Source organism: Metapseudomonas cellulosilytica, assembly GCF_049334135.1.
GTDB lineage: Bacteria > Pseudomonadota > Gammaproteobacteria > Pseudomonadales > Pseudomonadaceae > Metapseudomonas.
This window is the reverse complement of record NZ_JBHZGN010000011.1, coordinates 118,721-137,672: the sequence shown is the minus strand read 5'-3', so window position 1 is coordinate 137,672 and position 18,952 is coordinate 118,721. Positions and strand designations below refer to the sequence as shown.

Here is an 18,952-nt window from a genome sequence, read left to right as displayed (position 1 = left end):
CCGAATTCGGTATCGTCGGTCAGGGCGCGCGCCTGCCGTCCCAGCGCCGCTACGAGGCGCGAGCGCGCAGTGAGGTGGCGGGGGTGACGATTCCGCGTGTGCTGTATGAGGAAATTCGCGCGCTGCAGGGGAAATGAGGGGCGGGGCGCCGCTACCGTGGCCGACAGAAAAGGTCGGCCAGGCTTGTCTAATTCGCACGGAATATCTGCGCCTGACTTGACCCGGCAAGGGCCTCAGAAACACTACGCGCCGACTGCCGCAGGGGATGGTGCGCATGGCGCACCCTACACGGAGGACGTGCCGGTCGGGTGCGCCGTGCGCACCGATTTCGTCGTCGCCGGCGAGCACAGAAGGCTCCCGGTCATCCGCGAAGAACCCAAAAAAAGCCCCGGCACGGCCGGGGCTAATCGGGAGTCCCTGCAACCTCGGCCGACACAACTCAGCCCAGGGCCTCCCGCGTGGTCACACCGTCCACCAGGCGGGCGATGCCCAGTGGGTTGGCGTTCTTCAGTGCATCAGGCAACAGCGCGTCGGGATAGTTCTGGTAGCACACCGGCCGCAGGAAGCGGGCGATGGCCAGGCTGCCGACGGAGGTGCCGCGCGCGTCCGAGGTGGCCGGGTAGGGGCCGCCGTGAACCATGGCGTCGCACACCTCCACGCCGGTCGGGTAGCCGTTGAGCAGCAGGCGCCCGGCATTGCGCTCCAACAGCGGAACCAGTTGCGCGGCCACTGCCAGATCCTCCGGCTCGGCGATCAGCGTCGCGGTGAGCTGGCCCTGCAGGCTGGCCAGGGCTTGTTGCAGCTGCGCCAGGTCGGCCACTTCCACCAGCACCGTGGCCGGTCCGAAGACTTCCTCCTGCAGCAACTCATCCCCTTCCAGCAGCAGGCGCGCATCGGCCTGGAACAGCTGCGGCCTGGCCTGGTTGCCCTGCTGCGACTGGCCGGCCAGGTGGCGGATGCCGGGATGGGCGTGCAGTCGCGCCAGGCCGTGTGCGTAGCTCGCCAGGGTGCCGGCATTGAGCATGGTCTGGGCCGCCTGATCGGCCATGCGCGCGGCGAAGCGCTCGACAAAGGTGCTGAACGCCGCTGAGCGGATGCCGATGACCAGGCCTGGATTGGTGCAGAACTGCCCACAACCCAGGGTCACCGAAGCGGCCAGTTCGCCGGCCAGCTGCTCGCCCCGTGCGGCGAGGGCCGCGGGCAGCAGGATCACCGGATTGATACTGCTCATCTCGGCGAACACCGGGATCGGCTGCTTGCGCGCGGCGGCCAGGTCGCAGAGGGCGCGGCCGCCCTTGAGCGAGCCGGTGAAGCCCACCGCCTGGATCGCCGGATGCCTGACCAGCCCCTCGCCCACGCCGCTGCCAAAGATCAGGTTGAACACGCCCGCCGGCATGCCGGTCTGCGTTGCCGCGCGGAGGATGGCGTCGGCCACCCATTCGGAGGTGGCCATGTGGCCGCTGTGGGCCTTGAACACCACCGGGCAGCCAGCGGCCAGGGCGGCGGCGGTATCGCCACCGGCGGTGGAGAAGGCCAGGGGGAAGTTGCTGGCGCCGAATACCGCCACCGGGCCGATACCCAGCTGGCACTGGCGCAGGTCCGGGCGCGGCAGCGGCTGGCGCTGGGGCAGGGCGCGGTCGATACGCGCGCCGTGGAAGTCGCCGCGGCGCAGCACGCCGGCGAACAGGCGCAGTTGGCCGCTGGTGCGGGCGCGTTCGCCCTGGATGCGGGCCGGCGGCAAGGCGGTTTCGCGGCAGACGGTGGCGATGAAGGCTTCGCCCAGGGCGTCCAGTTCGGTGGCGATGGCGTCGAGGAACTCGGCGCGACGCTCTGCCGACAGCGCGCGGAAGGCCGGGTAGGCCGCTTCAGCGGCGCGGGCGGCGGCGTCCACCTCGGCCGCGGTGGCCTGGTGGAAAACGCCGGGCAGCGGCTCGCCCGTCATGGCGTCGAGGCTGTGCAGAAGGGTATCGCCCGCGCCGCTGCGGGCGCCGCCTATGTAGTGGTGGCCAAGGGGTTGGTTCATGGGTTTCGGGTTCCTTGCAGGCCGGTCTTCGCGGCCGCTTCGGCGTCTACGGCATGCAGCGACTTGCCACGGGTTTCCCGGGCGAGGCCGACAGCAAGCACCGAGAGCGCGGAGGCGGCCACCAGGTACCAGGCGATGGGGGTGGAGGACTGGTATTGCTTGAGCAGGCTGACGGCGATCAGCGGCGCCAGGGAGCCGGCGAAGATCGGCGCCACCTGGTAGCAGAGCGAGAGTGCGGTGTAGCGCACATGGGTGGGGAACATCTCCGCCATCAGCGCCGAGTAGGGCGCGTAGGTCATGGACTGGATGGCCAGACCCAGGGTGATGGCGGCCATGATCAGCCAGTCGTTGCCGGTATCCATCATGGGGAAGCCGACGAAGCCCCAGAAACCGGTGAGCACCGCGCCGGTCAGGTACACCGGTTTGCGTCCGACCTTGTCGGAGAGGTGGCCCATCAGGGGAATGAGGAAGAAGTGCAGGAAATGCGCGCCGAACATCAGCAGCAGGATCTGCGAGGTGTCCTTGTGCACCACCAGGCCCAGGTAGGTGATGGAGAAGGTCACCACCGTGTAGTAGAGGATGTTCTCGGCGAAGCGTGCGCCCAGGCCTACCAGCACCGCGCGCCGGTGGTGCTTCAGCACCTCGACCACGCCCAGTTGCCGAGCTGCACGTGCCTGGTGGCGCGCCTGGGCCTGCTTGAAGATCGGCGCGTCGTCCACCCGGGTGCGCACCCAGTAGCCGATGGCGACCACCACCACCGAGAGCCAGAAGGCCACGCGCCAGCCCCAGGCGAGGAACTCCTCTTCGCTCAAGGTGGCCGAGAGCGCCAGCAGGGCCAGGGTCGCCAGCAGGTTGCCCAGCGGCACCCCGGCCTGGGGCCAACTGGCCCAGAAGCCACGGCGGTCGTCCGGGCTGTGCTCGGACACCAGCAGGATGGCGCCGCCCCATTCGCCGCCGAAGGCGAAGCCCTGGATCAGCCGCAGCAGTACCAGCAGGATGGGCGCGGCGTAGCCGATGCTGGCGAAGCCGGGCAGGCAGCCCATGAGGAAGGTGGTGATGCCCACTATCACCAGGCTGATCTGCAGCAGGTGCTTGCGCCCCAGCTTGTCGCCGAAGTGGCCGAACACCAGTCCGCCCAGGGGCCGGGCGAGGAAACCCACGGCGTAGAGGGCGAAGGCGGCGATGATGCCGTCGATGGCATTGCCGGTCTGCTGGAAGAACAGCTTGCCGAACACCAGCGCGGAAGCGGTGCCGTAGAGGAAGAATTCGTACCACTCGGCCACGGTGCCGGCCATGGCGGCGGCGACCACGCGCTTGAGGCCGGCGGTAGCGGTGCGGGTTTCGTGGGACGGTAGATCCTGGGCGGACGCATTAGTTGTTGTGGTCATGGCGGATTCCGGTGGTCCAGGGGGAAGGGCGAGCGCGGTGATGCCGTTGCTCGCCGGTGAGACCGATCCCCTCACCCCAGCCCTCTCCCCAGAGGGGCGAGGGGGCTGTCAGTGCCGGCTGAGGGCGATGCGTCAGCCGGCACGAACGCTTGGGTGAGGGAAGTCAGCCGTTACAGACCCACATCCGGCAGCTGCGGACGGTTGGCCAGGGCCTTGGCCATGATGCGTTCGACGTGTTCGCGGTCGGCACCCTGCAGGGCCAGGCGCGGCGGGCGGGTGAGGGCGCTGCCGCGGCCGGCGATCTCTTCACAGAGCTTGATGCACTGCACCAGGTCCGGGCGGGCGTCGAGGTGGAGGATCGGCATCAGCCATTCGTAGATCGGCATGGCTTCGGCGAAGCGACCGGCCTTGGCCAGGCGGAAGATGGTCTCGCCTTCCTTGGGGAACACGTTGGACATGCCGGAGATCCAGCCCTGGGCGCCGACGGCGATGCTTTCCAGGACCACGTCGTCGAGGCCGGCGAAGAGGATGAAGCGGTCGCCCACTTCGTTACGCACGTCGATGAAGCGGCGGGTGTCGCCGGAGCTGTCCTTGAAGCAGACGATGTTCTCGCAGTCGGCCAGGGAGATGAGGATCTCCGGGGTGACGTCGTTCTTGTAGATGGGCGGGTTGTTGTAAACCATCACCGGCAGGTCGGTGCCGCGCGCCACGCTGCGGAAATGCTCGGCGGTTTCATGGGGCTTGGAGGAGTAGACCAGCGCCGGCATCACCATGATGCCGTCGACGCCGACCTGCTCCACGGCCCTGGCGACCTTGGCGGCGCCGGCGCTGGTGAACTCGGCGATGCCGCAGATCACCGGCACGCGGCCGCCGGAAGCGTCCTTGGCGACTTCGGTGACGGCCATCTTCTCCTCGATGGTCAGCGAGGTGTTCTCGCCGACGCTGCCGCACACCACCAGGCCGGACACGCCGTCGCGCACCAGGTTGGAGATGACCTTGTGGGTCTCGTCCAGGTTCACCGAGAAATCGCTGTTGAATTGGGTGGTGACTGCGGGGAATACACCGCTCCAGTTGACCTTCTTGCTCATGGGTAACTCCGTTTTTTTACGTGGGGTTCGGCCCGCCAGCGCAAGAGGCGGCGAGCCGAATCCGTTCGCGCCCGCCGAGGCGGGCGCTGTGGTGGAGCAGGGGTTCGTTGTGCCGCGTGGGGCGCGCTATTTCCTGTCGCTGCTCACCCGGTCGCGCGGCCAGGTATCGGAGAGCCGATAGCCGCCTGGCCAGGGGTCGCTGGGGTCGAGCAGGTGCTGGTGAGTGCCGGTGATCCAGGCGCGCCCGCTGATGCTGGGGATGATCGCCGGGCGCCCGGCGACCTCGGTCAGCGCTTCAATCCGGCAGTGGAACTGCGAGCCGATGATGGAGCGGCCGATGAAGGCTTCACCCAGCTCCAGCTGGCCCTTGGCGTGCAGCACCGCCATGCGCGCCGAGCAGCCGGTGCCGCAGGGCGAGCGGTCGATCTTGCCGGGGCGGATGACCACGGCGTTGGCCGCACCGGCGACGCCCTGTTCGCGCTTGACGGGGGCGGCGATCTGGCAGAAGGAAATGTGGTCCCAATCCGGGTTGAGCGGGTGGACGAAGCCCAGCTGCTCGTTCGCCGCGTGGGTGATCTTCAGGCCGGTGGCCACCAGGTCGGCGGCCTCGTCGGCGGTCAGGGCGAAGCCCAGTTTCCTGGCATCGGCGATGACAAAGCTGTCGCCGCCATAGGCGGTATCCACCCGCAGCGAGCCGATGCCTTCCACTTCGATCCAGGCGTCGAGCTTGTCGGCGAAGGAGGGCACATTGCGCACGGTCACCCGCTCGGCCTTGCCGTCGCGGCAGTCTGCGGTGACTTCGATCAGCCCGCCCGGCGCCTCCAGCACCAGGTGGGTCTGCGGCTCGGTCATCGGCAGGATGCCGCTGTCCAGCAACACGGTGGAGACGCACAACGAGTTGGACCCGGACATGGGCGGGGTGTCCGCCGGCTCCATGATGATCCAGGCCATCTGCGCCCTCGGGTCCTTGGCCGGCACCAGCAGGTTGACGTGGCGGAACACGCCGCCGCGCGGTTCGTTGAGGACGAAGTTGCGCAGGGTTTCATCCTGGGCGATCCAGCGCGATTGCTCCCAGAGGGTGGCGCCGGGGGGCGGCGCGACGCCGCCGACTATGACATCGCCCACTTCGCCTTCGGCGTGGCAACTGACCACGTGGATGATCTTCGAGCTGCGCATGTCAATTCACCGATTTCAGGAAGTCAGCGGTTTCGGGAAGCTGTGGCGCGCCGATCACCTGCTCCGGCGAGCCGATTTCATGAATGCGGCCATTGCGGAAGAACGCCACGCGGTCCGACACATCGCGGGCGAAGCGGATTTCGTGGGTCACCAGCACCATGGTCATGCCTTCGGCGGCGAGCATGCGCATGGTGTCCAGCACTTCGCCCACCAGTTGCGGGTCCAGTGCCGAGGTGGCCTCGTCGAACAGCATGTAGTCCGGCGACATGGCCAGCGCGCGGGCGATCGCCATGCGTTGCTGCTGGCCGCCGGAGAGTTTGTTGGGGAAGACCTTGAGCTTGTCGCCGAGGCCGACGTGGGTCAGCTGGCGCACGGCGACTTCCTCGGCCTCCTCGCGGCTCTTTCCGAGCACCTTGCGTGGGGCCAGCATCACGTTCTCCAGCACGGTCAGGTGCGGGAAGGCGTTCCACTGCTGAAAGACGATGCCGATCTTCTGCCGCAGCTTGTTCAGGTCGGTGCCCTTGGCGTGGACCTCCGTGCCGTCGACGCGGATCTGCCCGCCCTGGATCGGCTCCAGGCCATTGATGCACATCAGCAGGGTCGACTTGCCGGAACCGGAGCCACCGATGATCGAAACCACCTCGCCCTTGTTCACCGTCAGGCTGACGCCCTTGACCACGTCCAGCGCGCCAAAGGATTTGTGCACGTTGTCGATCTCAATCATTTTCCTGCCACCTTTTTTCCAGCTGGGCGCCCAGGCGGGCGATTACCAGGCTCATGACGAAGTAGATGAGGCCGGCGATGCCGAGCACGAACAGTGGCTCCTGCAGCCGGGTGACGATGGTTTGCGAGGCGCGCAACAACTCGACGATGCCGATCCAGAGCACCAGCGAGGTGTCCTTCATGACGGCCAGGGTCAGGTTGATCCAGCCGGGGAAGGCGACGCGCGTGGCCATGGGCAGGACGATGTGCAGCAGGTCCTGGGTATGGCTCATGCCCAGTGAGCGGGCGGCGCGGCGGGTCGACTGCGGCACCGCCAGCACGCCGCCACGGACGATCTCCGCGCAGTAGGCGGTGGCGTAGGTGCCGAGCACCACGCAGGCCACGGTGAAGGCGGACCAGTCCAGCTCGATGATGGTCTTGAAGGCATTGAGCAGGACGAACTGGATCAGCAGCGGCACGCTGCGGAACACGTCCAGCACCCAGGCCAGCGGCAGGCTGGCGCGCGGCAGCAGGGCGCGAACCAGGCCGCAGAGAATGCCCAGCAACGTGCCGATGAGCATCGCCCAGGCGGTCAGCGTGAGGGTGGTCCAGGCACCCTGGAGGAGGAACTGCATGTCGTTCCAGGTAAAGCTCGAGCTATACATGCCGGGCTCCTCAGTAGCGGAACAGGCGCCAGGCCATCAGCCGCGCCCCGAGGACGATCAGCTTGGCGAGGGCGAAGTAGAGGACGGCGGCCAGGGCGAAGTACTCGAAGGTGCGGAAGGTCTTCACGTTCAGCGCCTGGGTCACTCCGGTGAGGTCGCTGGTCATGCCCACCACCACGCCCAGTGAGGTCATCAGCAGCGCCCAGACCATCTGGTTGGTCAGCGGGTAGAACACCACCCGCAAAAGCTGCGGGATCACCACCAGGCGATAGGCCTGGAAGGCGCCCATGCCCAGGGAGCGGGCCGCACGCATCTGCGTATGGGGCACGGCATTGAGTCCGCCGCGGAAGGTTTCGGCCAGGTAGCCGGCGTTGTTGAAGGTGATGCCGGCCAGCAAGGCTGTCCACGACCCCATGTGCAAGCCGAAGGCGCCCAGGCCGAAGTACAGGATGTAGACCTGGAACAGCGCCGGGGTATTGCGCGCAATGGAGACCCAGGCCATGGCCACCGCCTTGACCGGGCGGCTGGCGGATTGCTGGCCGAGGGCGAGGCCGATGGCGATGGCCGTGCCGAGCAGCATCGACAGCACGGCGATCTCCAGGGTCACCAGTGCGCCACCAAGCATTTCCGGCAGGGCGAGGAAGGCTGAACGCCAGTGGAAGGTGTAATCGAACATCCGAAACTCCTCTCTGGAGCCGGGCCGGAGGCCCGGCTCCTCACGCTTAGCGGTAGACGCCGTTGGCGGTCAGCACCGGAGCGTCGCCGCCGACCCACTGGGTGAAGAGTTCCTGGTAGCGGCCGGAGCGCACTTGGTGATTGACGAACAGGTTGAGGTAGTTGAGCAGGCCGTACTCGCTGCGCTTGGCACCCAGGGAGACGTAATCGATGTCATACGGCGCGGTGCCGGCGATGGTCAGGCCCTTGTACTTGCCGGACTTGATCAGCGAGGACGCGACGGTGGAGGTCACGGTGGTGGCGTCGATCTGCCCCTGGCTCAGGGCAAGCACGGCGTCGGCCAGCGACTGGTAGGCGTGGAAGGCGCCCTTGTTGTCTCCCCACTGCTTGACGTCTTTCTCCAGGGCAATGGCTTCGTAGGTGCCGGCCGGCCCGCCAACGGAGCGGCCCTTGAGTTCGTCGTAGTTCTTGATGCCGGCGTTATCGCGGGTCAGCACGACCATCTGGAAGGCGAAGTAGGGAATGGTCAGGCCGACCGTCTTGGCGCGTTCCAGGGTGTCGGAAGTCGAGGCGACGATCACGTCGGCACGGCCGGAAACCAGCGCGGGAATGCGGTCGGGGAAGGGGGTTTCGACCACTTCGGCCTCCACGCCCAGGGTTTTAGCGAGGTCCTTGCAATAGTCGACATCGAAGCCTGCCGGGGCATTGTTCCCGTCGCGGAAGCCCATGGGCGGAAAGTCCAGGGTGACGGCGCAGCGCAGCTTTCCGGATTCGATGATGTCGTCGAGCTTGTCGGCCTGGGCGTTGATCGCCAGGGTGGAACTCAGTGCAGCGGAGAGTGCTATGGCAATGGCTTTCTTGTTGTTCATATGGGCCTCGATGCTGATTTGAGGGCCTGGCGACGGGGCCGGGCCAGGACGTTGCGTACCTGCGGAAATGGGATTTCGGCGCTGTTCCTGCTGTGGATTCGACAGGTGAAGATTCGCGCCGCAGGGCCCTGGGCGGCTTGATGGAATTCCGCCGGGGTCATGACGAAATCGGCATAGTCAGGTCGAAGGCAGCAGCGCGACGCGGGTCATCTAGCTGTGGCCAGGCGGCCCTTTCGCGAATGAGTTCGCTCCCACGGGGAGGCCCGCCGTAGGGTGCGCTGTGCGCACCGGGTACGGACTGCTGTCAGGCGAGAACGTCATCGGATACCGCAGTGCCAATGGCTTCGCCCCTCACCGGGAGGGCGGTCAGGCGCGGCAGCTGTCGCGGTACTGGCTGGGGGAGAGGCCGGTGAGGGCCTTGAACTGGCGACTGAAGGCGCTGTGGTCGGTGTAGCCGCAGGACAGCGCGATCTCGGTGATGGGCAGTTCGCCCGCGAGCAGTTGCGAAGCGGCACCCAGGCGCGCCTTGTGGATCATCTGCCGCGGGGTGAGCTGGAAGATGCGCTTGCAGTGACGCTCCAGCTGCGCCACCGAAAGCCCGGCGATGGCGGTCAGCTCGCCAAGGGTGATGGGCTGCGCATAGTGCTCGCGGATATGGGCGTCCACCGCTGCGAGCTTCTGGTAGGCCGGGTGGCTGGACTGCGGCGCCTGCAGGTCGTAGGAAATGCCGGCCATGCCGATCACCCGCTGCTGCTCGTCGCGCAGGGCGAGCTTGTGGGTCAGGCACCAGCCGGGCTGGCGGCCGGGGTAGAGGTGCAACTCCAGCTGATCGCTCAAGGGCTCGCCGCCTTCCAGCACCCGGCGGTCCTGCTCGGTGTAGTGCGGCCCGAAGCGGGTGGGGAAGACATCTTCGGCCGTGTGTCCCAGCAACTCGTCCTTGTTCTTCACACCGCAGCGCTGCGCCAGGGTCTGGTTCACCAGCACATAGCGCGCCTGTGGGTCCTTGATGAAGAACACCACGCCGGGCATGGCGTCGAGCAACGGGGCGATCTGCTCGAGGCTGTCGAGCAGCGTAGGCAGGTTGCGGGCGGTGGGAAGGTGTTCGAGCTTCATGGTGTCGTTCAGGCCACGCCCGCGAGGAGGCTGTCGTAAGGGATGTTCAGGCCATCGTGCAGCCGCTTGATCATGCGTAGGCTCAATGGGCGCTTGCGGTTGAGCACTTCCGAGACGCGCCCGCTGGGGCCGATGAAGGGCTCCAGGTCCTTTGCCGTCAGGCCTTGCTGGTCCATGCGGAACTTGATCGCCTCGATGGGATCGGCCGGCATGATCGGATAGTGGCGGTTCTCGTAGACCTCGATCAGGGTGGTCAGTACTTCCGCTTCGTCCGCCTCCGGGCTGCCCGCTGGGGCCTGGAAAATGGACTCCAGGCGCTTGAAGGCTTCGCGCAGGTCCTGATCGTTACGGATTGGCTTAATAGTCATTGACGGTCTCCACATCGATCCTGTCGTACTGCTCATGGGCGCCGACGAACTTCACCCAGGCGATCCCGGCCTGGTACTGCATTTCCACCACCAGGCGGTACTTGTTGCCGCCTATGTTGAAAACCACCCGGTTGTTACCGCAGAAACTGGCAGTGCGGTATTGCGCCTTGATGTCATGCGGCGAGCGCCAGTTGGCTCTCAAGGCCTCGTCGTGCCAGCTCTGTAGCGGTCCTTGCGCATCTGCATGGGCCGGGTGCTGCTCCCAGAATCGACGCAGGGTGCTTTTGGCGATGATCCTCATCCTAACAGCTCTCTCCCAAAACGGGAGGATGCTGAGGGTGGTACCCGCTCCGCACAAGGGAGAAACCTGTCGGAGTTTTCTGAATGACTTCGATTAATCTTCGCTTCGCTCCAGGCACAGCAACGTTTCGATTCGCGCCGGCGACAACGGCGGTCGTGGCGCCGGTGGCTCCCAGCCGAACAGGAACTGGCTGGCAGCGCCGCATACGCGACCCTGGCAGGCGCCCATGCCGCAGCGGCTGTGCAGCTTGGCGTCGGTCCAGCCGGTGCTGGTGTCGAGGGCGGCGTAGGGTACGTCCTCGCAGCGGCAGACCAGGGTGTCCGGGGTCGCCAGTTGGCGCAGGCGTGGATTCAGTTCGAAGCTCTGTGCCAGCAGCTTGGCGAAGGCTTGCCAGCGGCGCCGCCGGGGCCAGAGCTGGCGGGCCAGGTCGAGGCGGCCGGTCGCGGCATGGCCGGCGATGGCGCCTTCCACCAGGGCCAGTTCGCTGCCACCGAAACCGGTGCATTCGCCGGCGGCGAAATGGTCGGTCAGGCTGCAGGCCTGCCAGTCGTCCACGGCGATGGCCTGCTGCTCGATGCGGCAACCCAGGGCCTGGCCCAGCTGGGTATTGGGGATCAGGCCGAAGCCGCAGGCAAGACGGTCGCAAGGGATCTCCACCACTTCATCACCCTGTTGCAGCCGCACCCCTTCCAGGCGATCGCGGCCCAGCGCCGCCAGTACATGGCTGGAGGGGCGGTAGCCGTGATCGAACAGGCCGATGGCCTGCAGGGCCTTGCCCGGCCAGCGCGGCAGGCGGGCGGTGAAGCCGGCCAGGGTCGCCAGCGTGGCCTGCTCCGCGATGCGCAGGACACTGGCGCCGGCGCTTCGGGCGGTGGCGGCGCTGGCCAGCAGCAGCGGGCCGCTGCCGGCCACCACGACGCGCTCGCCCGCCACCGGCAGGCCGCCCTTGATCAAGGCCTGCAAGCCGCCGGCACCGGTGACGCCGGGAAGGGTCCAGCCGGGGAAAGGCAGTAGCAGTTCGCGGGCGCCGGTGCAGAGGATCAGCTTGTCGTACTCGATCACCCAGCCACGCTCGGCATCCTCCACCAGCAGCCGCTTGTGGCCGGCGACGGCCACCACGCGGGTGCCGTAGAAGACCTGGATGTTGTCCTGTTCCGCCAGGGACCGGCGCTGTTTCCGGGCGATCTCGGGCAGGTGCGCCTGCGGGCCGTCGCGCCAGATCTGCCCGCCGGGGGCGGGGTTATCGTCCAGCACGGCGATGCGGGCGCCGCTGGGAGCGGCCGCCAGGGCGGCGGCCATGCCGGCGGGGCCGGCGCCAATGATGAGCAGGTCTAGCGTCATGGCCGGGTCTCCACCTGCATGCCGTCGCGGCAGAGGGTCTGGCAGGCCAGGCGGCGCTGGCCGTCGATGCTGACCCGGCATTCCTGGCAGATGCCCATGCCGCACAGGGGCGCCCGCCGCTGGCCGCTGACCGAGGTGCGGCTGCAGCCGTCGCCACCCATTGCCAAGGCGGCTGCGACGGTGGTGCCTTCGGCCAGCCGCAGGCGGCGGCCATCGAGGGTGAGTTCGATCATCCTTGCGCTCCGACGGGGTGGGCGGTTCGACTGAAACGCTGCAGGGCGTAGCTCTCGCCGACCAGGGGCAAGCGCTCGTCAAGCAGTCCGGCCACCAGCAGGCGCGCGGTGGCCGGTGCGGTGGTGACGCCCAGGCCCTCGTGGCCGACGGCGAGCCAGAGGCCGGGTTGTTCCGGGTGTTCGCCGATGATGGGGAGGCCATCCGGGGTGGCGGCACGGAAGCCGGTCCAGCTGCGGATGGCGTTGAGTCCGGCCAGACCGGGCAGGTAGTCCAGGGCGCGGGCAAGCATACGGGCCAGCACCGGCCCTTCCACCTGTGGGTCGAGGCTGTCGAACTGCCGCGAGGAACCCAGCAGGATCTGTCCGGTGGGGCGTGGCTGGGCATTGAAGGCTACCGAGGTGCCTTCGCTGGCGTGGGCGCTGCTGACGTAGCCCAGCTCCACCAGTTGGTGGTGGAGGGTGCCGGGGTAACGATCGGTGATCAGCAGGTGGCCCTTCTTCGGACGGATCGGCAGGCCGGGGCAGAGACGGGTGGCCTGGATGCCGTTGGCCAGCACCACGGCGTCCGCGCTCAATCTGCGGCCGTCTTCCAGGCGGACGCGGTTGCCTTCCACCTCCACCACCTGGGCGTGTTCCAGGGTGATGGCGCTGCCGCCATCGTGCAGGAGCCAGCGCGCGGCGTTGGGGGCGTAGAGGATGGCGTCGCCCCCCACCTTGAGTGCCCCCAGCAGCCCGTGGTGCAAGGCCGGTTCCGCAGCCTTCAGCCGGGTGGCGTCGAGCATCTCGCAGGTGACACCCTGTTCCCGCAGGCGGGCGGCCTTGCGTTCGGCCTCGGCCATTTCCGCTTCGTTGGCGGCCAGCCAGAGGGTTCCGCAATTGCGGTAGGCGCAGCCGTCGTCCATCCGTGGCGTCAGCTCGCGCCAGAGCGCCAGGGACCAGGCACTCAGGGCCAGTTCCGCGGGGTTGTCGTCCATGGCCACCAGGTGGCCCATGCCGGCGCCGGTGGCACCGCCCAGTTGGCTGTCCAGCACCCGCACACGCAACCCGCGTCGAGCCAGTTCGTGGGCGCAGGCGGCGCCGACGATGCCGGCGCCGATGACGATGACCTCTGCCTTCACAGGCGGATGCCCCAGGCGAAGGGATCGTCGCTGTCCAGCAGCAGGGTGGCTTCCGCACTGATATGGGCGCGACCACGGATGGTGGGGATGATCCGGCCGCCGTCCTGCCACTGGAAGCTGCCTTCGAACTCGCTGCCGATCACGCTTGCCTGGCGCCAGGTCTGGCCTTCGCCCAGCTTGCCGTCGGCGGCCAGGCAGGCCAGTTTGGCGCTGGTGCCGGTCCCGCAGGGAGAGCGGTCGTAGGCCTTGCCGGGGCAGAGCACGAAGTTGCGGCTGTCGGCCCGTGGGTCGTCGGCGAAGAGCTCGATGTGGTCGATCTCGCCGCCGTCTTCGCCACGGATGCCCTGGTCTTCCAGGGCTTGCTTCACGGCGCAGGTGTAGGCGGTGAGGGTGTCGAGGTTATCGCTGGCGACGCGCTGGCCATGGTCGGCGATGAGGAAGAACCAGTTACCGCCCCAGGCGATGTCGCCGACCACCTGGCCGATGCCGGGCACCTCCAGGTGGACGTCCTTGCGGTAACGGTAGGCCGGGACATTGCGCACGCTGACCGAGCGATCCTCGTGCAGCGTCGCCTCCACCGTGCCGACCGGCGTTTCGATGCGGTGGACGCCTGGCTGGATGCGCCCCATGTGGGCCAGCGAGGCGACCAGGCCGATGGTCCCGTGGCCACACATGCCGAGGTATCCGGTGTTGTTGAAAAAGATGACTCCGGCACAGGCCTGTGGGTCCTGCGGTTCGCAGAGCAGGGCGCCCACCAGCACGTCGCTGCCGCGCGGCTCGAGTACGGCGGCGGCGCGCCAGGCGTCGAATCGTTCGGCGAGAAGCCGCCGGCGCTCCGCCATGCTCCCCTGGCCAAGGCTCGGGAAACCCTCGATTACCAGGCGGGTGGGTTCGCCGCCAGTGTGCGAATCGATGACGCGGATGCTCTTCATGGACGCCTGCCTCTGCTGTGGAAAATTCCAGGCAAGGGTGGCGCCGCGGGGGCGTTGGCGGCTTGAGGGATTTCTGCCGGGCCTGTGACGAAATCGGCACAGGCCCGGATGCCGTCAGTTGCGCCGTTCGACGATGTAGCGGGCCAGCGCGCGCAGCGGTTCGGCGGCATCGCCGAAGCCGGCGACGGCCTGCAGGGCCTGGTCGCGCAGTTGCAGGGCGTAGGCCTTGGCGTTGTCCAGGCCGAGCAGGGCGGGGTAGGTGGGTTTGTCGTGGGCCTGGTCCTTGCCCTGGGTCTTGCCCAGGGTGGCGGTATCGCTTTCCACGTCGAGAATGTCGTCCTGCACCTGGAAGGCCAGGCCGATGGCGCGGGCGTAGATCCGCAGCGCGGCCAGGGCGGCGGCGTCGGCATGGCCGCTGGCCAGGGCGCCGAGGCGTACGCTGGCTTCGATCAGGGCGCCGGTCTTGTGCCGGTGCATGGTTTCCAGGGCCTGCTGGTCGAGTTTGATGCCCACCGAGCCGAGGTCGATGGCCTGGCCACCGACCATGCCGGCGGGGCCGGCGGCCTGGCCGAGGCTGGCGACCATTGCCAGGCGCGTTTCGGCGTCGTGGGGGTTGCGCTCCCCATCGGCCAGCACTTCGAAGGCCAGCGCCTGCAGGCCGTCGCCGGCGAGGATGGCGGTGGCCTCGTCGAAGGCGATATGGGTGGTGGGCTGGCCGCGGCGCAGGTCGTCGTCGTCCATGGCCGGCAGGTCGTCATGGACCAGGGAATAGGCGTGGATCAACTCCACCGCGCAGGCCGCGCCATCGGCACGGGCCAGGTCACCGCCCAAGGCTTCGCAGGCGGCGTAGACCAGCAGCGGACGCACCCGTTTGCCACCGTTCACCACGCTGTAGCGCATGGCCTGGTAGAGGCGTTCCAGCGGTGCCAGCGGGGCGTCGAACAGCGCGGCGAGGGCGGCGTCCACCCGCTGCTGGCAGCGGGTCTGGTAGTCGGAAATCATGCTTGTTCGTCCGCGTCGAAGGGCGCTTCTTCCAATTGGCCGTCGCGCTCCAGCAGGATCTGCACCTTCTGCTCGGCCTGGTTCAGCGCGGCCTGGCATTCGCGGGTCAGGCGGATGCCCTGCTCGAAGGCGCTGAGGGAGTCCTCGAGCGACAGTTCGCCGCTTTCCAGGCGTTCCACCAGGGCCTGCAGATCGGCGAGGGACTGTTCGAAATCGGGGGTGGCTTTCTTGCGGGCCATGCTGCTGTCTCGCGGAGGTCGAATCGGGCGCGACACTAGCAGAGCCGCACCCTGTGGGCAAATGAAGGGGGCGGATGGTTGCAGCGGGCTGGGCGGGGGACCTGTAGGGGCGAATTCATTCGCCAAGCAGGCCGAAGGGCTGCCAAATGGGGCGTTGGGGAACGCTACGCGTTCCTTGGCGAATGAATTCGCCCCTACAAAAGACCGATCGGATTCAGGTGGTGAGGAAGTAATACGCCGTCATCCCCGCGCCCACCGCGATCACCAGCCAGCGCAACCAGCGGGTCGGCAGGCGCCGGGCCAGGGCGCCGCCGGCATAGCCACCGCAGCTGGCGGCGGCGAGCAGCACCGCCAGTTCGCTCCAGCTCACCCGCCCGGCCACCACGAAGGTGACCACCGCCACGCTGTAGATGGTGCTGGAGAGCAGGTTCTTCAGCGCGTTGGCGCGCAGCAACGGATGGCCCTCGATGGAGAAGGCCGCCAGTTGCAGGATGCCCATGCCGGCGCCGAAGTAGCCGCCGTAGATGGCCACCAGGCTATGGGAGAGGTGGCTGCCGAGGCCATGGGGCGGCAATTCGCCGGCGGTGCGCTGGCGGTTGATCAGCTTGCTCAGCCAGGGGCTGGCGGCGAACAGCAGGGTGGCGGCCAGCAGCAGCCAGGGAATCAGCCGGCGAAAGATCTCGTCGCCGCCGGCCAGCAGCAACAGGCCGCCGCCAAGGCCACCCAGCAGTGACATCACTATCAGCGGAATCACGTAGCGCCCCAGCGGCCGCAACTGCTCCCGCGCCGCCCAGCTCGCCGCCAGGCTGGCGGGCCACAGCGCCACCGCATTGGTGGCGTTGGCGGTCACCGGTGGCAAGCCACTGGCCAGCAAGGCGGGAAAGGAGAAGAAGGTGCCGCCGCCGGCGAGGGCGTTCATGCCGCCGGCGGCGAAGCCGGCGAGCAGCAGCAGGATGATGTCGTGAAGGCTCATGGTCGGGCGTGCAAAAGCCTGCAGGTTACCCTCGGGGGTGAGCGGTGGCAAAGGCGCGCCAGACGGTGGTCCGCCTGATCGCGCGCCGACCAGTGAGCCGAATCGCTGATGGGCGGGGAGGCCGCATCTCGGCGGCCGCAGTATGCTTTCGTCAACCGTATGGGGCGGGGGCAGTAAGTGCAGGGAAGCCCACACCACAGCCTTTCCAGGCAGTAACAGCGGAAGACTGAGCAAGGAGGGATTCACGCGTTAGCGTCAGGCCGGAACCGGGTTCAGCAGTCCCGCTTCCGGCCTCTTTCATTGCGTCTTCGTCACAGGTTGGGGGGGCCGTCGCGTTTACTCGGCCTTCGGCTCGTCGGCGAGCAGGGCGAAACCTTCGCGGTTGTCGCTGACGATGCGGAAGTGCTGGCTCCGGCCCGACTCCACGTGGGCCGCCTTCTCGCGGCGCAGGCTGCCCTTGGAACAGAGGGTGTCATCCAACTCGTCGATGCCGATCCCGACGATGCGATCCCCCGGTGGCACCTGGAAGCTGGCCTCTTCGCCGATGCCGATGCGCGCCGCCAGTTGCCGGTCCACATGCACGGCGATGTAGCAACCGCTGCCCATGCCGCCCATGTCGCGGCTCACCACGATCCGGCCGCCGCCTTCCACCGGCTCCTGGAAGGCCAGCAGGCGGTCGGCGGGTACCTGGGTGATGTGCTCCGGGGCGGAGCGGTAGGACGAGCAGCCGGCGAGCAGGAGCAGGGAGACAGCGGCACATGTCAGGCGCATGAAAGCCCTCCTTGGGCGAGTCGATCGAGGGGTGCTGCTGGAACTCTAGTGGATGGGGTGGGGATTGCCATGGGCGAGGGCCCCGCCCCCTGTCTTCAGGTGCGGTCGGCGGCATCCTCCGCCGGCAGCTTTTTCAGCCGGTAGGCGAGGGCGGGGCGCGTCATGCCGAGCAGGCGCGCGGCTTCGGAGACGTTGTTCTGGGCGCGCTTCATCGCCCTCTGCATCATCGCTTCCTCCACGGCATCGAGGCTCAGGCCGCTGTCGATCAGGCGCTCCACCCAGTCGGGGTCGGTGCTGGGCGCGGCTTCCACCAGGGCGCCGTCGCTGGACAGGCCGATGCTGCCCGCTTCATGGGACATATGCGGGAAGAGCGCATCGGCGCTGATGCTCTGGTTGGCGTCGGTGATGATCACGCCGCGCTCGATCAGGTTTTCCAGCTCACGGATATTGCCCGGCCAGTCGTAGCGCATGCAGGCCTCCAGGGCCCTGTCGGAGAGGCCCAGCGTGCTCTTGCCGTAGGCCGTGTGCAGGCGCGAGAGGAAGTGCTCCACCAGCAGCGGGATATCCTCCTTGCGTTCGCGCAGGGAGGGGATGAACACCGGGTAGACGTTCAGGCGGTAGTAGAGGTCGGCGCGGAAACGGCCGTCCTTCACCGCCTTGGCCAGGTCCTCGTGGGTGGCGGCCACCACGCGCACATCGACCTTGCGGGTCTGGGAATCACCCACCCGCTCCAGCTCCTCTTCCTGCAGCACGCGCAGCAGGCTGGCCTGGGCGCGGGGGGTGAGTTCCACCACTTCATCGAGGAACAGGGTGCCGCCGTTGGCGCGCTCGAAGCGTCCCATGCGCGACTGCTGGGCGCCGGTGTAGGCGCCGCGTTCGACGCCGAACAGCTCCGCCTCGATCAGGTCCGGCGGGATGGCCGCGCAGTTCAGCGCCACGAAGGGCTCGCCGGCGCGTTCGCTGCGCAGGTGCAGGCTGCGCGCGATGACTTCCTTGCCGACGCCGGTTTCCCCCAGCAGCAGTACCGACGCCTTGCCCGGCGCGGCCTTGTCGATCAGGGTGCAGGCCTTGCGGTAGAGCGGCGCCTTGCCGATGCCGTAGTACTGTCCGGCGTCCTGCTGCAGGCGCTGGCGCAGGTTCGCCACCTGCACCTGCAGGGCCTGGAGTTCTTCGATGATGGGGTCGCTCTGGAAGTAACGAAGGAATTCGTCGGCGTCCTCCCAGTCCTCCACCGGCTTGCCGATGATGCGGCAGCGCGCGTCGCCGCAGCCGCGGCAGCTGACTTCCTTGTAGAGCACCTGGCGGCCGAGGAAGAACGACGAATAGCTGATGGCATAGCCGAGCAGGGTCCAGCACACCGGCTGGTCCAGTTGCAGGCCTTCGGCCTGACAGTTTTCCACCTCGTAGGAGTTCTGCCACTCGAGGTCGGCGTAGAACTGGCCGTTCTCGATATCGATGTTCATCTCCAGCGGGTTGACCTTGACCATGCCCTTGAGCGAGTGCAGTTGCGGGCCGGTGAGGAACATCTCCACCGCGTCGGCATCCGGGCGCAGCTTGCGCGCGAGTTCGGCGTCCTTCAGGCCGGACTGGTAGCCCAGGCGCAGGAACAGGCCCTTGGCCCGCTCGACCCCGAGCATCTCGATCAGCTCGCGACGGAAGGAGCCCATGGCGGCGGACTGGAGCAGCAGCATGCGCTGCTCGTCGAGCCAGATCTTGCCCTCGTTGCCGAGGAAGCGGACCCGGTCGGTCAGGTCCTTGAGGGTCGGGTGATGCTCCGACGCCTTGTAATCCACTTTCATCGTGTTGCACCCCAGATTGTTCTTGTGCGGGGAGGCCGGCGAACCACCGCTCAGGCGGGCGGTCGGGAGGGGTTCGCCGGGCGGCCGAAACAGGCAAGGCGTGGCCGCGTTGTTTTTTCTAAGCGGCCTGAAAGCCGCTGAAAAGTCAATTGCTCCTCTCGCCGGGTCGGGACGAT

At 67.7% G+C, this 18,952-nt stretch carries 20 protein-coding genes and 1 pseudogene; 1 reads left to right on the top strand and 20 read right to left on the bottom strand.

Going from position 1 to position 18,952, the window contains the following annotated elements; translation table 11 throughout:
• Positions 1-8 precede the first annotated feature (8 nt).
• Positions 9-137 (top strand): annotated as a pseudogene (locus ACFW0H_RS15875) (oxidoreductase); the annotation flags it as partial.
• 302 nt (positions 138-439) lie between these two features.
• Here ACFW0H_RS15875 and ACFW0H_RS15870 read toward each other — a convergent pair.
• From ACFW0H_RS15870 to ACFW0H_RS15775, 20 genes are all read right to left on the bottom strand, one after another.
• Positions 440-2,023, bottom strand: a complete 1,584-nt coding sequence (locus ACFW0H_RS15870) for an aldehyde dehydrogenase (NADP(+)) (protein ID WP_422914850.1) — start codon at positions 2,021-2,023, stop codon at positions 440-442.
• Positions 2,020-3,411, bottom strand: a complete 1,392-nt coding sequence (abaF, locus tag ACFW0H_RS15865) for a fosfomycin efflux MFS transporter AbaF (RefSeq protein ID WP_422914849.1) — start codon at positions 3,409-3,411, stop codon at positions 2,020-2,022. The genes ACFW0H_RS15870 and abaF overlap by 4 nt, the downstream gene beginning before the upstream one ends.
• 170 nt (positions 3,412-3,581) lie before the next feature.
• Positions 3,582-4,499 carry a dihydrodipicolinate synthase family protein gene (locus ACFW0H_RS15860; protein ID WP_422914848.1) on the bottom strand — a complete coding sequence of 306 codons (918 nt, stop codon included), beginning with the start codon at positions 4,497-4,499 and terminating at the stop codon, positions 3,582-3,584.
• A gap of 126 nt (positions 4,500-4,625) precedes the next feature.
• On the bottom strand, positions 4,626-5,675 hold the full coding sequence (locus ACFW0H_RS15855; protein ID WP_422914847.1) for a trans-3-hydroxy-L-proline dehydratase: 1,050 nt from the start codon (positions 5,673-5,675) through the stop codon (positions 4,626-4,628).
• Position 5,676: 1 nt separating this feature from the next.
• Positions 5,677-6,399, bottom strand: a complete 723-nt coding sequence (locus ACFW0H_RS15850) for an amino acid ABC transporter ATP-binding protein (RefSeq protein ID WP_044873976.1) — start codon at positions 6,397-6,399, stop codon at positions 5,677-5,679.
• On the bottom strand, positions 6,392-7,042 hold the full coding sequence (locus ACFW0H_RS15845) for an amino acid ABC transporter permease (RefSeq protein WP_422914846.1): 651 nt from the start codon (positions 7,040-7,042) through the stop codon (positions 6,392-6,394). The genes ACFW0H_RS15850 and ACFW0H_RS15845 overlap by 8 nt, the downstream gene beginning before the upstream one ends.
• A 10-nt stretch (positions 7,043-7,052) precedes the next feature.
• Complete coding sequence (locus ACFW0H_RS15840; RefSeq protein ID WP_422914845.1) at positions 7,053-7,718, bottom strand: amino acid ABC transporter permease; 666 nt, start codon at positions 7,716-7,718, stop codon at positions 7,053-7,055.
• A 46-nt stretch (positions 7,719-7,764) separates the two neighbouring features.
• A complete protein-coding gene (locus tag ACFW0H_RS15835; protein ID WP_422914844.1) occupies positions 7,765-8,586 on the bottom strand; it encodes an ABC transporter substrate-binding protein in 822 nt (273 codons plus the stop codon).
• A 366-nt stretch (positions 8,587-8,952) separates the two neighbouring features.
• The gene (locus ACFW0H_RS15830; protein ID WP_422914843.1) at positions 8,953-9,699 is read right to left on the bottom strand and encodes an AraC family transcriptional regulator; all 747 of its coding nucleotides are present in this window, start codon (positions 9,697-9,699) and stop codon (positions 8,953-8,955) included.
• 8 nt (positions 9,700-9,707) lie between these two features.
• Positions 9,708-10,067, bottom strand: a complete 360-nt coding sequence (locus ACFW0H_RS15825) for a helix-turn-helix domain-containing protein (RefSeq protein ID WP_422914842.1) — start codon at positions 10,065-10,067, stop codon at positions 9,708-9,710.
• Complete coding sequence (locus ACFW0H_RS15820) at positions 10,057-10,368, bottom strand: type II toxin-antitoxin system HigB family toxin (protein WP_422914841.1); 312 nt, start codon at positions 10,366-10,368, stop codon at positions 10,057-10,059. The genes ACFW0H_RS15825 and ACFW0H_RS15820 overlap by 11 nt, the downstream gene beginning before the upstream one ends.
• 93 nt (positions 10,369-10,461) lie before the next feature.
• Positions 10,462-11,709, bottom strand: a complete 1,248-nt coding sequence (locus ACFW0H_RS15815; protein ID WP_422914840.1) for an FAD-dependent oxidoreductase — start codon at positions 11,707-11,709, stop codon at positions 10,462-10,464.
• Positions 11,706-11,942 carry a (2Fe-2S)-binding protein gene (locus tag ACFW0H_RS15810; protein WP_422914839.1) on the bottom strand — a complete coding sequence of 79 codons (237 nt, stop codon included), beginning with the start codon at positions 11,940-11,942 and terminating at the stop codon, positions 11,706-11,708. Before ACFW0H_RS15810 ends, ACFW0H_RS15815 begins: the two co-directional genes overlap by 4 nt.
• On the bottom strand, positions 11,939-13,060 hold the full coding sequence (locus tag ACFW0H_RS15805; RefSeq protein WP_422914838.1) for an NAD(P)/FAD-dependent oxidoreductase: 1,122 nt from the start codon (positions 13,058-13,060) through the stop codon (positions 11,939-11,941). The genes ACFW0H_RS15810 and ACFW0H_RS15805 overlap by 4 nt, the downstream gene beginning before the upstream one ends.
• Entirely contained in the window at positions 13,057-13,992 is a 936-nt protein-coding gene (locus tag ACFW0H_RS15800; RefSeq protein ID WP_422914837.1) for a 4-hydroxyproline epimerase, read from the bottom strand. Before ACFW0H_RS15800 ends, ACFW0H_RS15805 begins: the two co-directional genes overlap by 4 nt.
• Before the next feature lie 114 nt (positions 13,993-14,106).
• Positions 14,107-14,994 (bottom strand): (2E,6E)-farnesyl diphosphate synthase, encoded by an 888-nt coding sequence (gene ispA, locus ACFW0H_RS15795; RefSeq protein WP_422914836.1) that lies wholly within the window; start codon positions 14,992-14,994, stop codon positions 14,107-14,109.
• The gene (locus ACFW0H_RS15790) at positions 14,991-15,233 is read right to left on the bottom strand and encodes an exodeoxyribonuclease VII small subunit (RefSeq protein WP_422914835.1); all 243 of its coding nucleotides are present in this window, start codon (positions 15,231-15,233) and stop codon (positions 14,991-14,993) included. Before ACFW0H_RS15790 ends, ispA begins: the two co-directional genes overlap by 4 nt.
• Positions 15,234-15,447: 214 nt before the next feature.
• Positions 15,448-16,206, bottom strand: coding sequence for a sulfite exporter TauE/SafE family protein (locus tag ACFW0H_RS15785; RefSeq protein WP_422914834.1), 759 nt, complete (start codon positions 16,204-16,206; stop codon positions 15,448-15,450).
• Between the two features lie 336 nt (positions 16,207-16,542).
• Positions 16,543-16,977 (bottom strand): 3-isopropylmalate dehydratase, encoded by a 435-nt coding sequence (locus ACFW0H_RS15780; RefSeq protein WP_422914833.1) that lies wholly within the window; start codon positions 16,975-16,977, stop codon positions 16,543-16,545.
• Between the two features lie 95 nt (positions 16,978-17,072).
• Positions 17,073-18,776, bottom strand: coding sequence for a sigma 54-interacting transcriptional regulator (locus ACFW0H_RS15775; protein WP_422914832.1), 1,704 nt, complete (start codon positions 18,774-18,776; stop codon positions 17,073-17,075).
• Positions 18,777-18,952: the final 176 nt, after the last annotated feature.

Bases quoted from the DNA above. Each gene is read 5' to 3' on its own strand.
- ACFW0H_RS15870 (WP_422914850.1), bottom strand. From the start codon at position 2,023: ATGAACCAACCCCTTGGCCACCACTACATAGGCGGCGCCCGCAGCGGC.
- abaF (WP_422914849.1), bottom strand. From the start codon at position 3,411: ATGACCACAACAACTAATGCGTCCGCCCAGGATCTACCGTCCCACGAA.
- ACFW0H_RS15860 (WP_422914848.1), bottom strand. From the start codon at position 4,499: ATGAGCAAGAAGGTCAACTGGAGCGGTGTATTCCCCGCAGTCACCACC.
- ACFW0H_RS15855 (WP_422914847.1), bottom strand. From the start codon at position 5,675: ATGCGCAGCTCGAAGATCATCCACGTGGTCAGTTGCCACGCCGAAGGC.
- ACFW0H_RS15850 (WP_044873976.1), bottom strand. From the start codon at position 6,399: ATGATTGAGATCGACAACGTGCACAAATCCTTTGGCGCGCTGGACGTG.
- ACFW0H_RS15845 (WP_422914846.1), bottom strand. From the start codon at position 7,042: ATGTATAGCTCGAGCTTTACCTGGAACGACATGCAGTTCCTCCTCCAG.
- ACFW0H_RS15840 (WP_422914845.1), bottom strand. From the start codon at position 7,718: ATGTTCGATTACACCTTCCACTGGCGTTCAGCCTTCCTCGCCCTGCCG.
- ACFW0H_RS15835 (WP_422914844.1), bottom strand. From the start codon at position 8,586: ATGAACAACAAGAAAGCCATTGCCATAGCACTCTCCGCTGCACTGAGT.
- ACFW0H_RS15830 (WP_422914843.1), bottom strand. From the start codon at position 9,699: ATGAAGCTCGAACACCTTCCCACCGCCCGCAACCTGCCTACGCTGCTC.
- ACFW0H_RS15825 (WP_422914842.1), bottom strand. From the start codon at position 10,067: ATGACTATTAAGCCAATCCGTAACGATCAGGACCTGCGCGAAGCCTTC.
- ACFW0H_RS15820 (WP_422914841.1), bottom strand. From the start codon at position 10,368: ATGAGGATCATCGCCAAAAGCACCCTGCGTCGATTCTGGGAGCAGCAC.
- ACFW0H_RS15815 (WP_422914840.1), bottom strand. From the start codon at position 11,709: ATGACGCTAGACCTGCTCATCATTGGCGCCGGCCCCGCCGGCATGGCC.
- ACFW0H_RS15810 (WP_422914839.1), bottom strand. From the start codon at position 11,942: ATGATCGAACTCACCCTCGATGGCCGCCGCCTGCGGCTGGCCGAAGGC.
- ACFW0H_RS15800 (WP_422914837.1), bottom strand. From the start codon at position 13,992: ATGAAGAGCATCCGCGTCATCGATTCGCACACTGGCGGCGAACCCACC.
- ispA (WP_422914836.1), bottom strand. From the start codon at position 14,994: ATGATTTCCGACTACCAGACCCGCTGCCAGCAGCGGGTGGACGCCGCC.
- ACFW0H_RS15790 (WP_422914835.1), bottom strand. From the start codon at position 15,233: ATGGCCCGCAAGAAAGCCACCCCCGATTTCGAACAGTCCCTCGCCGAT.
- ACFW0H_RS15785 (WP_422914834.1), bottom strand. From the start codon at position 16,206: ATGAGCCTTCACGACATCATCCTGCTGCTGCTCGCCGGCTTCGCCGCC.
- ACFW0H_RS15780 (WP_422914833.1), bottom strand. From the start codon at position 16,977: ATGCGCCTGACATGTGCCGCTGTCTCCCTGCTCCTGCTCGCCGGCTGC.
- ACFW0H_RS15775 (WP_422914832.1), bottom strand. From the start codon at position 18,776: ATGAAAGTGGATTACAAGGCGTCGGAGCATCACCCGACCCTCAAGGAC.